We start from the raw sequence: 13,750 nt of genomic DNA, 5'->3' as shown, positions 1-13,750 counted from the left end.
CAAGGCGCCGAAACGCGGAAGGGGCTTTCGCTGCTGCGCGAAATAATGGCAGAATGCCCGACTTTTCTCGGAGCCGGAGAATTTCTAGGCGCCGCCACTCGCGAACCCGGCCGAAAATGACAGGCGCGCCGCGCCGGCGGAGCCTATATCTTATCGGCCGGCCGCGTCGCGGCCGCAGCCGATGCGAAGAGGAAGCATGGATCGTCAGGCCGTGCGGCGCGAGAGCCGCTTCGTTTCCGCCGCGGACGGTCGGCGTCTGCATGTCGTCGACTATCTCCCCGCCGAGGGCTCGCTCCTCGCCGATGGCGCGGCGGCGACGCCCGTCGTCTGCCTGCCCGGGCTCACGCGCTCGGCCGAGGATTTCGAGCGGGTCGCTCTCGCTCTGGCGCAGCGGGGTCGGCGCGTGCTGGCGCTCGATTATCGCGGCCGCGGCCTTTCCGACTGGGATCCGGATTGGCGCCGCTACTGCCTCGATGTCGAGGAGGCCGATCTTTTCGCCGTGCTCGACGCGTCGGACGTCGGCCGGGCGAGCTTCATCGGCACCTCGCGCGGCGGCATTCACCTGATGCGCCTCGCCGCGCGGCGGCCGGAAATTCTGCATGCGGCGGTCGTGAACGACATCGGCCCGGTGATCGAGGCCGGCGGATTGCGCCGCATCAAGAGCTATGTCGGTCGCATGCCAACCGTCCCCTCGATGGCGATCGCGGTGGCGACGCTGAAGCTGGTCGCCGGCCCGCAGTTCCCGGCGCTGACGCAGGACGAATGGGAGGCGTTCGCGCGCGCGAGCTTCGCCGAGACGGACGGCCGACTGACGCTGCGCTACGACCCCGAGCTCGCCCATGTGCTGGACGACGTCGGCCCCGACAGCGGCCCGATCCTGTTCGAGGAGGAGTGGAAGGCGATGGAGTCGATCCCGGCGCTGGTCATTCGCGGCGGCCTTTCCGATCTGCTCTCGCCGGAGACCTTCGCGGCGATGGCCGAGGGGCATCCGCTGCTCGAGCGGCTGACAGTCGAAGGCCAGGGCCATGCGCCGCTGCTGCTGGACCCGCCGACGATCGCCGCGGTCGTGGATTTCATCGAGAGGCGGGGTTAGCGACGCCGCCTCGGGCGGCCGCTCAATCCGCATCCCCCAGGGGATGCAGATCCCTCACCATCGCCCGGATGCGCTCATCCAGCACATGCGTGTAAATCTGTGTCGTCGAAATATCGGCATGGCCGAGCAATTCCTGCACGACGCGGAGATCGGCGCCGTTCTGCAGCAGATGGCTGGCGAAGGCGTGGCGCAGCGCATGCGGGCTGATGTCGCGCGCCGACAGGCCCGCGGCCGCCGCCGCGGTCTTCAGATCGCGGGCGAAAGCCTGGCGGGTCAGATGGCCCTCGGCCGCGTCGGACGGGAATAGGAAGTGCGAATCGGCGAGGCCCGGCGCATGCTTGGCCAGCAGCGCGCGAAAAACCGTCAGTGCGGCTTTGGCGCGCGGCGTCATCGGCGCCAGCCGCTCCTTGGAGCCTTTGCCGCGCACGGTGAAGAAGGAATCGCGGCTGCGCGCCGCGCTCGCCGGCAGCGAGACCAGCTCGGACACGCGCAGGCCGGTGGCGTAGAGCGTCTCCAGCAGCGCATAGAGCCGGGCCGCGCGCAGGCGCTCGCCGGCCGCGCGGCTCTCGTCCTCGAGCCCTTCGCGCGCCGTCTCGAGCAGCCGCTCGACCTCGTCCATGGCGAGAATGTCCGGCGCGCTGTGCTGGCGCCGCGGCCCCTCCAACGGTGTGGAGGGGTCGTCGGCGCGATAACGGTCGACATAGAGGAACTTGTGGAACTGGCGCAGCGCCGAGAGCCGCCGCGCGCTGGTCGCGGCGGTCATGCCGCGACTCTGTAGCGTCGCCAGATAGGCGCGCAACCCGTCGGTCGTGACGCCGAGCGGCTCCGCGCCCGTGCGCTCGAGATGCGCGACATAATCCTCGAGGTCGCGCCGATAAGCGTCGAGCGTGTTGCGCGCCGCGCCGCGCTCGGCGGCCAGCATGTCGAGAAAGGCGCCGATCAGCGGATGGCGCTTCGCCTCGCCCATGCTTCGCTCACTTGTTGAGACGCTGCGGATTGATGGTCTGCGTCATCTCACGCGGCTGCGGCGTGACCGTGGCGACGATCGCCAGCATCGCCGCATAAGCGAGGCCGGCGAGCACGGCGACGATGACCAGGAAGCGGATCAGGCTGGGCAAGTCGACGCCCTCATGCAAAAGAAAAATCTTCTCGGCGGGTATCGCGCGAAGCCGGCGCAATTGCAACGGCGCCGGCCCGCTCGAAATATCGGCGCTCTCGCCGCGTCCGGCCATGGCCGATGCAGCGACAGAGTCAACGAACCACGACTCGCGTGCCGACATGCACGCGGTCATAGAGGTCGATCACGTCTTCGTTCATCATGCGGATGCAGCCCGACGAGACGTTCTGGCCGATCGTATAGGGCTCGTTGGTGCCGTGGATGCGATAGAGCGAGCCGCCGAGATAGAGCGCGCGCGCGCCGAGCGGATTGGCCGGACCGCCGGCCATATGGCGCGGCAAATCGGGCCGGCGCGCCAGCATTTCCGAGGGCGGCGTCCAGTCGGGCCATTGCGCCTTGCGGGTGATCGGCTTGACGCCGGTCCAGGTGAAGCCGGGCCGGCCGACGCCGATCCCGTAGCGGACGGCGCGGCCATGAGCGAGCACATAATAGAGCAGCTTATTGTCAGAATCGACGACGATCGTGCCGGGCCGCTCGCCGCCGCCATAATCGATTTCCGCGCGCTGGAACACGGGATCGATCTGCCGCTGCAGATTGGCTTCCTGCGCCGGCGCATAGGCGGCGAGCTGCGGCCGCGGTTGCGGCGCGCGTTGCGCCCGGGACGGCGCGGAGCCGGTCATCAGAAGCTCGATGAAGCCGCCGCCATAGGCGCCCGGAGAGGCGGCGGCGGCGGCGACGGCGATCGGCGCCGGCTCGGGCGCGCCGACCGGCGCCGGAGCAGCGAGCATGCGCGCGGCTTCCCGCTCGCCGATGCCGGAAATGACGCGCGGCTCGGCGCTGGCCGCCGTCGCTGCGAGAGCGAGGCCGAAGGCGGCGACGAGCCGCGTCGCGGATCTGTGCTGAGCTGTGCTGGACATGGAACGCGTCACTTCCTCTGCGCCGGAACGAACAGACGGCGCGATCCGCGTCTATTCGACGCCGATCAGAATAAACCATCGATTTTAAGGGTAAATCGAAAGCATATGTAATGGTTATCGAACGACGAACGGCCGAGCTCGCGTAGGGTTTTGCTAACCATCGCCGGGAAAATAGCGCCGATCATCGCGGGCGGGAAGAAGTGAGCCGTGAATCTGCAGCGATCCGCGCTCGACGCGAGGCGACGACGTGGGCTTCGTCCCGCCGAGCCGATTTTACGCCGCGAACTGCTCGCGTTTCGTCTGGTCACCGCGACCGGCGAGCAGTCCAGGTATAGAGATGTCCTCGTCCAGCTCGTCCCAGTGCAGCCCCTCGTCGCTGATCATGACGGCGAGGCGCTGCTCGCTGGACGCGTGCAGCAGGCGCGGAAACCAGGCGAGGGGAACGCCGAGAGTGCGCCCGTCCGATAGCTCTACCCAGAAGCTATCGTCGTCGAAGCGAACGGATTTAGCCGAAATGCTCACGCCAAGCCCTCCTGATGTCTCCGGCCCGATCTTGGACGATCTGCTCCAATTCGCGCAAGGCCCGCGCATCGAAGCGCGCGCTCTGCGCGAGGCCGACAGGCTCCAGCCAAAACTTCGCAGTGCGGCCGTCCTTCATCACATGAATATGGATCGGCTCGCGCGGGTCGCCCTCGTTCGAATAGAAAAAGAACCGGTATCCGTTCTGACGAAAAACAGCCGGCATCAGATTCGGTCCTTTTCCTTCTCGACTTGCTCGCCCCCTCAGCCCTCCAGCAGCCTTCGCGCGATGACCTGCGCCTGTATTTCCGCCGCGCCCTCGAAGATGTTGAGGATGCGCGCGTCGCAGAGCACGCGGGAGACCGGATATTCCAGGGCGAAGCCGTTGCCGCCGTGAATCTGCAGCGCATTGTCGGCCGCCGCCCAGGCGACGCGGGCGCCCAGCAGCTTGGCCATGCCGGCCTCGAGATCGCAGCGCTTGCCCTCGTCCTTCTCGCGGGCGGCGAAATAGGTGATCTGGCGCGCCACGTGAATTTCGATCGCCATGGTGACGATCTTGTCGAAGACGCGCGGGAAGGAGAACAGCGGCTTGCCGAATTGCACGCGCTCCTTGGCGTAGCGCAGGCCCAAGTCGAGCGCCGCCTGAGCGACGCCGAGCGCGCGCGCCGCCGTCTGAATGCGCGCGGATTCGAAGGTCTCCATCAGCTGCTTGAAGCCCTTGCCTTCCTCGCCGCCGAGAAGGTTTGCGGCCGGCACCTCGAAATTGTCGAAGCCGATCTCGAACTCCTTCATGCCGCGATAGCCGAGCACCTCGATCTCGCCGCCGGTCATGCCCTTCGCCGGGAAAGGATTTTCGTCGGTGCCGCGCGGCTTCTCGGCCAGCAGCATGGAGAGGCCCTTATAGCCCTTCTCGTTCGGATTGGTGCGCACCAGCAGCGTCATCACATCGGCGCGCACCGGATGGGTGATCCAGGTCTTATTGCCGACGACCTTGTAGACATCGCCCTCGCGCGTCGCGCGGGTGCGCAGATTTGCGAGGTCGGAGCCATTGTTCGGCTCGGTGAAGACGGCGGTCGGCAGAATCTCGCCGCTGGCGATCTTCGGCAGATATTTCTGCTTCTGCTCTTCCGTGCCGCCGACGAGGATCAATTCGCCGGCGATCTCCGAACGCGTGCCCAGCGAGCCGACGCCGATATAGGCGCGCGACAGCTCTTCCGACACTACGCACATGGCGATCTTGCCCATGCCGGAGCCGCCATATTCTTCCGGAATGGTGAGGCCGAACACGCCGAGCTCGGAGAGGCCGGTGATGACCTCGAGCGGGATATAGTCGTTCTTCAGATGCCATTCATGCGCATGCGGCGTCACATTGTCGGAGGCGAATTTGCGCATCTCGCTGCGGATCGCCTCCAGCGTCTCGTCGAGACCGGTGGCGCCGATGGTCTCTGCCGCCTCGTGATGATCGATCAGCTCGGCGAGGCGGGCGCGGTTCGGCGCGGTGGAGCCGGTGGCGATCAGCGCGTCGACCTCGGCAATGCGGCGGGCGGCGACATCGGCGGGCGTGAGGCCGAAATCCGAGAGGCGCACGAACTCGCCCTGGCTCATCGGAATGCCGCCGAACACCTGCGCGAGATATTCGCTGAAAGCGATGCGGGTGAGGAGGTTCTCGGTCTCGCCATAGGCGCCTTCGGCGATGAGGCGATCGGCATAGGCGAGCAATTCGCGCAGGCCCTGCACATAAGTCGCGAACCAGGAGAGGCCGTGGGCGGCGTGCTGCTCAGTCTCGATCAGCTCATTGGAGAGCTTGCCGTCCTTGGTGACGCGCGCGCGCACGGCGGCGAGCGCTTGGGCGTAGAGCGCCTCCACCGAGGCGAAAGCCGCCTTTGCGTCCGGCAGCCAATTCGTGGAGGAGGTCTCAGCGCTCATTCTCTCTCGCTCTTTCCGAAGGGCCGCTCGGGCCGTGGTGAAATGTGAATCTTACATGCCGCCATTTGGCGGCGGACGCAACCGACGCCTTTCTTCCTCTCGGCCGCCTCGTCATCTCGAGCGCAGCGAAGCGATCCAGGACCCGCCCCACGACTCTGGATCGCTTCGCTGCGCTCGCGATGACGGCTGAAAGAGCATTGACAGGCGCTTTCCATGTTAGTTATATAACTTATAAGTTACATATCTGGCAGGCTATCGATGTCCGACCCCCTCAGCGCCACTTTCGCCGCCCTCGCCGACCCGACGCGCCGCGCCATTCTCGCCCGGCTCGCTCGGGGAGAGGCCTCGGTCGGCGAGCTTGCCGCTCCATTCACGATCAGTCAGCCGGCCGTCTCGAAGCATCTGAAGGTGCTCGAGCAGGCCGGCCTCGTCACCCGCGGCCGCGCCGCGCAATCGCGGCCCTGCAAGCTCAATGCGGCGCGGCTGCGCGAGGTCTCGGACTGGCTCGAAACCTATCGGCGCTTCTGGGAGGAGAGCTTCGATCGGCTCGACGCCTATCTCGCCGAATTGCAGAAAGGCGATCCCGATGCCCCGAAGAACTGACGAAACGATCGCGCCGCTCGTCGTCACGCGCCGCTTCGCCGCGCCGCCGGCGCTGCTTTTCGGCGCCTGGCTTGATGCGAAGGCCGTGGGCCGCTGGCTGTTCGCGACGCCCGGCGGCGTGTCCTCACATGTCGAGATCGACGCGCGCGTCGGCGGCGGCTTCGCCATCCACGAGACGCGCGGGGAAACGCTGGCCACGCATTTCGGCGAATATATCGAGATCGATCCTCCGCGCCGCTTGGTTTTCCTCATGGGAACGAGCCGCGAAGGGCCGTTCTCGCGCATTGCGGTCGACATTGCGCCGGACGGCGCCGGCTCGCTGTTGACGCTCACCCATTTCATCGCCCCGGATGTCGCGCCGAAAACCCCGGCCTTCCGCGCCGGCTGGAGCGGCATTCTCGACGGCCTCGCGCGCGAGACCGGCGAAGCCGACGCGCCGCACAGCCTCGTGCTGATCCGCAGCTTCGAGGCGCCGCGCGCGCTCGTCTACAAATGCTGGACCGAGCCGCGGCACATGATGCGCTGGCTCTGTCCCGCGACCTTCACGGTTCTCTTCGCCGAGAACGACTTTCGCATCGGCGGCGCATGGCGTTCCGGCATGCGCTCTCCGGAGGGCGAGGAGTTCATCCATCACGGCGAATATGTCGAGATCGCGCCGCCTTCGCGCCTCGTGATGACGCATCGCTGGGAGCGCAATCATCTCGAGCCCGTCGCGCTGACGACGCTGGAGATTTCACTCGTCGAGCAAGACGGCAAGACCGAGATGATCTTCGTGCAGAGCGGCCTCGCGACGGAAGCTTCCGCGCTCTCGCATCGGCACGGCTGGACCGGCGCCTTCGATTATCTCGGCCAGCTTGCGCGCGAGTTGGCGGCGTTGGGTCAGTGACAAAGCAATTCGATCATCAGCAGAGGAGAAACCGAATGCACATTCAGCCCTATCTGTTCTTCAACGGCCGGCTCGACGACGCCATCGCCTTCTACAAGGACAGGCTCGGCGCCGAGACGCTGATGCTGCTTCGCTACAAGGACTGTCCCGAGCCGCCGCCGCCCGGCGTCCTCGCGCCGAATTGGGATGACAAGATCATGCATTCCTGCCTGAAGATCGGCGAGACGAGCTTCTTCGCCTCGGATGGCTGCGGCAATCTCGCGAGCAGCTTCAACGGCTTCGGCCTTTCGATCGCGGTGAAGGGCGAGGCCGAGGCGGATCGAGTCTTCGGCGCGCTTTCCGATGGCGGCGAGATCCGGATGCCGCTCGGAACAACCTTCTTCTCGCCGCGCTTCGGCATGGTGGTCGACCGCTTCGGCGTGCTGTGGATGATCATCGTCCCGCAGTGAGCGGCGGTTGACGAACCGAACAGCCGGGCCATGATCCCCTCCAAACGGGCGCCGCGCTCTCGGCGACGCCCGAGGACAAGAGGATGTCATGAGCGTTCAACCCTATCTCGTCTTCGACGGCCGCGCCGAAGAGGCCGCCGCCTTCTATGAAAAAGCGCTCGGCGCGCAGATCACCATGCTGATGCGCTACAAGGACAGTCCTGTGCCGACGCCCGAGGAGATGCTGCCGCCCGGCTGGAGCGCCAAGGTCATGCATATGTGCTTCAAGGTCGGCGATTCGGTGATCTTCGGCTCGGACGGCGACGGCGAGGCCACCGGCTTCAAAGGCTTCTCGCTTTCCTACAGCGCCAAGACGCCGGAAGAGGCCGAGCGCGTCTATGCCGCGCTCGCCGAGGGCGGCGAGACGCAGATGAAGCTCGGCAAGACGTTCTTCTCACCCTTGTTCGGCATGCTCACCGATCGCTTCGGCGTCAATTGGATGGTGGTCGTGCCGCAATGAAGGCGCGCGCTTTCTTCTTCCGCATAGCGGGATAGGCGGCCCGGCCACAGGGCGTCCGCGCAAGCTATGGGCTGGGGCCGGGTCCGAGCCGATCATCCGTTCAAAACTCGAGAGATGAAACGCCGCGAGGCGCTGCTTCAAAAAAAAAGCTCCGCCCTCGCGAGGAGGGCGGAGCCTTTGTAAAGCTCGACCGATCAGCCCTTCTTCGGGCCTTCGGCTTCTCTCGCCTTCAGAGCGGCGCCGAGAATGTCGCCGAGCGAAGCGCCCGAATCGGCGGAGCCGTATTGGGCGATCGCCTCCTTCTCCTCGGCCATCTCCAGCGCCTTGATCGACACCGCGACCTTGCGCGCCTTGCGGTCGAACAGAGTGATGCGGACATCGACCTTCTCGCCGACGGCGAAGCGCTCGGGACGCTGGTCGGCGCGATCGCGCGCCAGCTCGTTGCGCTTGATGAAGGTGGTGAGATCGGTGCCGATGATCTTCACCTCGAGACCGGCCTCCTTCACCTCGAGCACCTCGGTGGTGACGACGGCGCCCTTCTTCACCTCGCCCGCGCCTTCCTCGGCGGAGATGGAGGCGAACGGGTCGTTGGCGAGCTGCTTCACGCCGAGAGAGATGCGCTCCTTCTCGATGTCGACGTCGAGCACCTGAGCGGTGATCATATCGCCCTTCTTATACTCCTCGATCACCTGCTCGCCGGGGCGGTTCCAGTCGAGATCGGAGAGATGGACCATGCCGTCCACATCGCCGTCGAGGCCGATGAACAGGCCGAACTCGGTCTTGTTCTTGACCTCGCCGGAAACGGTCGAGCCCTGCGGGTGCTTCTCGGCGAAGGCCTCCCACGGATTCTGCAGCGTCTGCTTGAGGCCGAGCGAGATGCGGCGCTTGACCGGATCGACCTCGAGCACCTGCACGTCGACTTCCTGGCTGGTCGCGACGATCTTGCCGGGATGCACGTTCTTCTTCGTCCAGGACATTTCCGAGACGTGGACGAGGCCCTCGATCCCCGGCTCCAGCTCCACGAAGGCGCCGTAGTCGGTGATGTTGGTGACGCGGCCATGGAACTTGGCGCCGATCGGATATTTCGCCTCGATGCCCTGCCACGGATCCTCGAGCAGCTGCTTCATGCCGAGCGAGATGCGGTGCGTCTCGTGATTGATCTTGATGATCTTCACGCGAACGCTCTGGCCGATCGACAGAACCTCGCTCGGATGATTGACGCGGCGCCAGGCCACATCGGTGACATGCAGCAGACCGTCGATGCCGCCGAGATCGACGAAGGCGCCGTAATCGGTGATGTTCTTGACGACGCCCTCGATGACCTGCCCCTCCTCGAGGTTGGCCACGATCTCGTGACGCTGCTCGGCGCGGCTCTCCTCGAGCACGGTGCGGCGCGACACGACGATATTGCCGCGGCGGCGGTCCATTTTGAGGATATGGAACGGCTGCGGGACATTCATCAGCGGGCCGACGTCGCGGATCGGACGAATGTCCACTTGGCTGCGCGGCAGGAAGGCCACGGCGCCGTCGAGGTCGACGGTGAAGCCGCCCTTGACCTGGTTGAAGATGACGCCTTCGACCTTCTCGTTGTTCTCGAAGCCCTTCTCGAGCTTGACCCAGCTCTCCTCGCGGCGCGCCTTGTCACGCGAGATCACGGCCTCGCCGAGCGCGTTCTCGATGCGCTCGAGATAGACCTCGACCTCCTCGCCCACCTTGGGGGCGGGATCGCGGCCATAGCCGGTGAATTCCTTGAGGGCGACGCGCCCTTCTGTCTTCAGGCCGACATCGATGACGGCGACGTCCTTCTCGATGGCGACCACGCGGCCCTTGATGACGGACCCTTCGAAAGCCTCGTTCTGGCCGTAGCTTTCGTCGAGCAGGGCGGCAAAATCCTCGCGCGAAGGCGCGCGCTCTGTTGCAGTGGACATTCGTTCTCCTGGAGACCCTCTCGGGCGGGCGCCGGCTGGGGTTGGCGTTGCGGACGGGCTTCTTCGGTCGGAGGCTTCCCGCGAGCTGTGCCCTCTGGGAAACGAGAGTTCTCTGACGAGAACTGGCCGGCGCGGCCCGATCGAAAAAGCTCTGATTCAAAACAGGAGAGGCCGGAGGGGAAATCCCGCCGGCCGATCCTATGGATAATCTAACAAAGCAACGCGCCCCGGGCAAGCGACGCGAGCGGCCTGCGTAGATCTACGGACGCCGCGCGAAACCCTCGCGCGTCAGGCCTGGCTCTGGAACTGGCTCTGGCCGCGCGCCACCAGGACGCGGACCTCCATGGTCTCCTCGCCGCCGCCGTAGCGCGCGGCGCGGATCGGCGCGGCGCCGAGATGATCGAGAGCGACGGCGACGCGCACATAGCTCTCGTCGGGCGAGGCGCCTTCGGCCGGATCGAAGCCGACCCAGCCCAGCCCCCCGACGAGGCTCTCGGCCCAGCAATGCTCCGCCGCGCGCTCGGCGCGCAACGCATAGCCGGAGACGAAGCGGGAGGGGAGGTCCAGCGCGCGCGAGCAGGCGACGAAGACATGCGCCAGATCGGCGCCGCCGCCATTGCGCCGCGCCAGCGCGTCCGCGGCCGCGCCCTTGGGCTCCGGCGCCGACGGATCGAACAGCACAGCCTCGTGCAGCGCCTTGACCAGCGCATGCAGCTTCGACAGCGCGTCCGACGCTGTTGCGGTCGCGGCGCGGGCGAAATCGCGCAGCGTCGGCTCGATCTCGGTCTGCGGCGTCTCGCGCAGATAGAGCTGCGGCGGAAAGCGCTCCACGGCGCCGCGCACCACGCCGGCCGTGTCGAAGGTCTCGACCTCGCCCTCGACCAGAATGGTCAGCGCCTCGAGCGGACCCTCGACCCAAAGGCTATGCGCGATATTGCCGAAGGCGTCCTCGCAGGCGCGCAGGCGGCAATCGTGATCGACGTCGATGCGCCAGCCGAGCACGCGCTGCCCGTCGTAATTACGGGGCGTCAGCGCCAGCTTCTGCATCGCCGCCTTCTGCGGCTCGGCATAGCGATAGATCGTCTCCCGCCTCACTCGGATCAGCATGTCGTCGCCGGTTGGTCCTGTCGCAAGCGCGTAATCCTAGAAGAGATATTGCTCGGACACCAGCGCCCCGAGCCGATGATTGTCGGCGATGAAGGTCTGGATGAACTCGTGCAGGCCGGTGTGAAACACGCTCTCGATCGTGGCGTTCTCGAGCTGGCCGAGCACGGCGCGGCCATGACGCTGCGCCGGGCCGTGGCGGCCGTGCGACTTGCCGAGCCGATCGAGATTCTGCACGACGCTCTCATAGCAGGCGAGCAGCGAGCGCGGCATTTCCGGCCGCAGGATCAGGAGATCGGCGACGAGCCAGGGCTTCAGGCTGTCGCGATAGACCCAATGATAGGCGGTGTGCGCCGACACCGCGCGCAAAATCGCATTCCACTGGAAATAGTCGAGCGAGCCGCCGACGGCTTCCGAATCCGGCAGCAGCACGTGATATTTCACGTCGAGCAGGCGCGCGGTGTTGTCGGCGCGCTCGATGTAGAGGCCGACCCGCGAGAACCAATAGGCGTCGTTGCGCAGCATGGTGCGATGCGCGCCGCCGTCATAGGCGGCCGACACCTGCTTCACCGCATCGAGGAAGCGCGTCAAATCCTCGCTGGAGCGGCCGCCGCGCTGGCCGAAGGCTTTCAGCTCGAGATAGGCGCCGTTGATTGCCTCCCACATCTCGACGGTCAGCGCCGTACGCACCGCGCGGGCGTTGGCGCGGGCGGTCTCGATGCAATTGCGGATCGAGCTCGAATTCTCCGCCGAGAAGGCGAGGAAGTCGGTGACATGGGCTTCGTCGACCGGCAGGCCGGCGGCGTGGAACGCCGGCGCCGCGCCCGAGGAGAGCAGCGCGCTCTCCCATTCCGTCTCGGCCCCGCCATAGGCCTTGGGCAGGGTGGCGAGGCGGCGCGTCGCCTGCAGAATGCGCGCGAGAAAATCGGCGCGCTCCATGTAGCGGGCCAGCCAGTAGAGATTATCCGCCGTGCGTGAGAGCATGAGGTCCCATCATCGTGTCTTCGTGCGGGTTTGTTTCGCGCAAGCTCTTGATCGACCGATCACGCCCGCGCCGGCGCGTCGTCGATGATCCATGTGTCCTTGGTTCCCCCGCCCTGGCTCGAATTCACCACCAACGAATTCTCCGTCATGGCGACGCGGGTCAAGCCGCCGGGGACGACGCTCGCGCCATTCGGACCATAGAGCACGAAGGGCCGAAGATCGACATGGCGGGGCGCGACGCCGCGCTCCACCGACACCGGGCAGGTCGAGAGCGCGAGCGTCGGCTGGGCGATGAAATTGGTCGGATTGGCGGCGAGCTTTACGGAAAAATCGGCGATCTGCGCGCGCGTCGCATGGGGGCCGACCAGCATGCCATAGCCGCCCGAGCCATTGACCTCCTTCACCACCAGCTCGTCGAGATGCTCGAGCACATAGGCGAGCGCCTCCTTCTCGCGGCAACGCCAGGTGGGAACGTTCTTCAGCAGCGGCTCCTCGCCGAGATAGAAGCGGATCACCTCGGGCATATAGGTGTAGATCGCCTTGTCGTCGGCGACGCCGGTGCCGACTGCATTGGCGAGCGTCACATTGCCTGCATGATAGGCGCCCATCAGCCCGGCGACGCCCAGCGCCGAATCGGGGCGGAAGGCGAGCGGATCGAGGAAGTCGTCGTCGATGCGGCGATAGATCACATCGACGCGGCGCGGACCCTCGGTCGTGCGCATGTAGACGATATCGTCCTTGACGAAGAGGTCGCGGCCCTCGACCAGCTCTATGCCGAGCTTGTCGGCGAGGAATGAGTGCTCGTAGAAGGCGGAATTATATTGGCCCGGGGTCAGCAGCACGCTGACCGGATCGGCGCCGGCGCTGCGCGGCGCGGCCGAGCGCAGGGTCGCAAGCAATTGGTCGGGATAGTTCTCGATCGGCGCGACGCGATGCAGCGCGAAGAGATCGGGCAGCAGCCGCATCATCACTTCGCGATTCTCGAGCATATAGGAGACGCCCGACGGCGTGCGGGCGTTGTCCTCCAGCACATAGAAGCCGTCGTCGTCGGTGCGGATGATGTCGATGCCGGCGATATGCACGAAAATATCATGCGGGACGCGGCGTCCCGCCATTTCCGGACGGAAGGAAGGATTGCGATAGACGAGCTCCGAGGGCACGACCCCGGCGCGCAGAATATCTCCAGGACCATAGAGATCGCCGAGGAAGAGGTTCAGCGCCTTCACCCGCTGCACCAGTCCCTTCTCGAGCTGCGCCCATTCGGCGCGGGCGATGATGCGCGGCAGAATATCGAAGGGAATGAGGCGCTCGGTCGCCTCCTGCGAGCCATAGACGGCGAAGGTGATGCCGATACGGCGAAACAAATATTCGGCCTGCGCTCGCCGCGAGGCGAGAAATTCGGGCTCGACCGTGGACAACCATCTCGAAAGCTTTTCGTAAGGGAGGCGGGTCGAGCCGTCGACGCCGCCCATTTCGTCGAATTGCGCTGCCTTCGAAAGCACGTGTCGCTCTCCTCGAGGGGTTTCCGGCAAGGGCGGCCGTTCGCGCGACGCGGCGCGCCCGTGAGCATTGCGTGGCAAGAAGCGAGCCAGCCGAATTTCGCGGGAATGGTCGAGGCTTCGGCTCGCACGCATACTACTCGAATCGGGCGCGCAGCGCCAATCATAGCGTCCGATCTCGGCTCGCACGCCCACGCTCGGTGAGAGCGGATCGGGCGTCGCGCCT

At 66.0% G+C, this 13,750-nt stretch carries 15 protein-coding genes; 5 read left to right on the top strand and 10 right to left on the bottom strand.

From position 1 onward, the window contains the following. Positions 1-196 precede the first annotated feature (196 nt). Positions 197-1,093, top strand: coding sequence for an alpha/beta fold hydrolase (locus CQW49_RS16415; protein WP_003613869.1), 897 nt, complete (start codon positions 197-199; stop codon positions 1,091-1,093). A 22-nt stretch (positions 1,094-1,115) separates the two neighbouring features. Here CQW49_RS16415 and CQW49_RS16410 read toward each other — a convergent pair whose 3' ends face one another. From CQW49_RS16410 to CQW49_RS16385, 6 genes are all read right to left on the bottom strand, one after another. After that, positions 1,116-2,060 (bottom strand): tyrosine recombinase, encoded by a 945-nt coding sequence (locus CQW49_RS16410; RefSeq protein WP_003613870.1) that lies wholly within the window; start codon positions 2,058-2,060, stop codon positions 1,116-1,118. 7 nt (positions 2,061-2,067) lie between these two features. After that, the gene (locus CQW49_RS25675; protein ID WP_003613872.1) at positions 2,068-2,325 is read right to left on the bottom strand and encodes a hypothetical protein; all 258 of its coding nucleotides are present in this window, start codon (positions 2,323-2,325) and stop codon (positions 2,068-2,070) included. Positions 2,326-2,344: 19 nt separating this feature from the next. After that, positions 2,345-3,127, bottom strand: a complete 783-nt coding sequence (locus CQW49_RS16400) for a L,D-transpeptidase (RefSeq protein ID WP_003613874.1) — start codon at positions 3,125-3,127, stop codon at positions 2,345-2,347. Positions 3,128-3,400: 273 nt separating this feature from the next. Beyond that, entirely contained in the window at positions 3,401-3,649 is a 249-nt protein-coding gene (locus tag CQW49_RS16395) for a DUF2442 domain-containing protein (protein ID WP_003613875.1), read from the bottom strand. Beyond that, entirely contained in the window at positions 3,633-3,872 is a 240-nt protein-coding gene (locus tag CQW49_RS16390) for a DUF4160 domain-containing protein (protein WP_003613877.1), read from the bottom strand. The genes CQW49_RS16395 and CQW49_RS16390 overlap by 17 nt, the downstream gene beginning before the upstream one ends. 38 nt (positions 3,873-3,910) lie before the next feature. Beyond that, positions 3,911-5,572, bottom strand: a complete 1,662-nt coding sequence (locus tag CQW49_RS16385; protein ID WP_003613879.1) for an acyl-CoA dehydrogenase family protein — start codon at positions 5,570-5,572, stop codon at positions 3,911-3,913. A 258-nt stretch (positions 5,573-5,830) separates the two neighbouring features. Between CQW49_RS16385 and CQW49_RS16380 the strand changes: the two genes are divergently transcribed. The 4 genes from CQW49_RS16380 (at position 5,831) to CQW49_RS16365 (ending at position 8,009) form a co-directional block, all read left to right on the top strand. Next, the gene (locus CQW49_RS16380; protein ID WP_003613882.1) at positions 5,831-6,175 is read left to right on the top strand and encodes an ArsR/SmtB family transcription factor; all 345 of its coding nucleotides are present in this window, start codon (positions 5,831-5,833) and stop codon (positions 6,173-6,175) included. Then, entirely contained in the window at positions 6,159-7,061 is a 903-nt protein-coding gene (locus tag CQW49_RS16375) for an SRPBCC family protein (protein WP_003613884.1), read from the top strand. Before CQW49_RS16380 ends, CQW49_RS16375 begins: the two co-directional genes overlap by 17 nt. A 35-nt stretch (positions 7,062-7,096) precedes the next feature. Next, positions 7,097-7,510: a VOC family protein gene (locus CQW49_RS16370; RefSeq protein ID WP_003613886.1), complete on the top strand. Its 414-nt coding sequence runs from the start codon at positions 7,097-7,099 to the stop codon at positions 7,508-7,510. 88 nt (positions 7,511-7,598) lie between these two features. Further along, positions 7,599-8,009, top strand: a complete 411-nt coding sequence (locus tag CQW49_RS16365; RefSeq protein ID WP_003613888.1) for a VOC family protein — start codon at positions 7,599-7,601, stop codon at positions 8,007-8,009. Between the two features lie 194 nt (positions 8,010-8,203). On the opposite strand, the gene rpsA is transcribed toward CQW49_RS16365, so the two are convergent. The 4 genes from rpsA to CQW49_RS16345 all read right to left on the bottom strand — a co-directional run bounded on the left by rpsA (position 8,204) and on the right by CQW49_RS16345 (position 13,497). Next, on the bottom strand, positions 8,204-9,937 hold the full coding sequence (gene rpsA / locus CQW49_RS16360) for a 30S ribosomal protein S1 (protein WP_003613889.1): 1,734 nt from the start codon (positions 9,935-9,937) through the stop codon (positions 8,204-8,206). Positions 9,938-10,225: 288 nt separating this feature from the next. Beyond that, entirely contained in the window at positions 10,226-11,044 is an 819-nt protein-coding gene (locus tag CQW49_RS16355) for a transglutaminase family protein (RefSeq protein ID WP_003613891.1), read from the bottom strand. A gap of 36 nt (positions 11,045-11,080) precedes the next feature. Beyond that, complete coding sequence (locus CQW49_RS16350) at positions 11,081-12,025, bottom strand: alpha-E domain-containing protein (protein ID WP_003613892.1); 945 nt, start codon at positions 12,023-12,025, stop codon at positions 11,081-11,083. Positions 12,026-12,084: 59 nt separating this feature from the next. Further along, positions 12,085-13,497 (bottom strand): circularly permuted type 2 ATP-grasp protein, encoded by a 1,413-nt coding sequence (locus tag CQW49_RS16345; protein ID WP_193787566.1) that lies wholly within the window; start codon positions 13,495-13,497, stop codon positions 12,085-12,087. Between the last annotated feature and the right edge of the window lie 253 nt (positions 13,498-13,750).

Source organism: Methylosinus trichosporium OB3b (genome assembly GCF_002752655.1).
GTDB lineage: Bacteria > Pseudomonadota > Alphaproteobacteria > Rhizobiales > Beijerinckiaceae > Methylosinus > Methylosinus trichosporium.
Note: the sequence above shows the minus strand (reverse complement) of the source record. Positions and strands in the feature narration are given on the sequence as shown.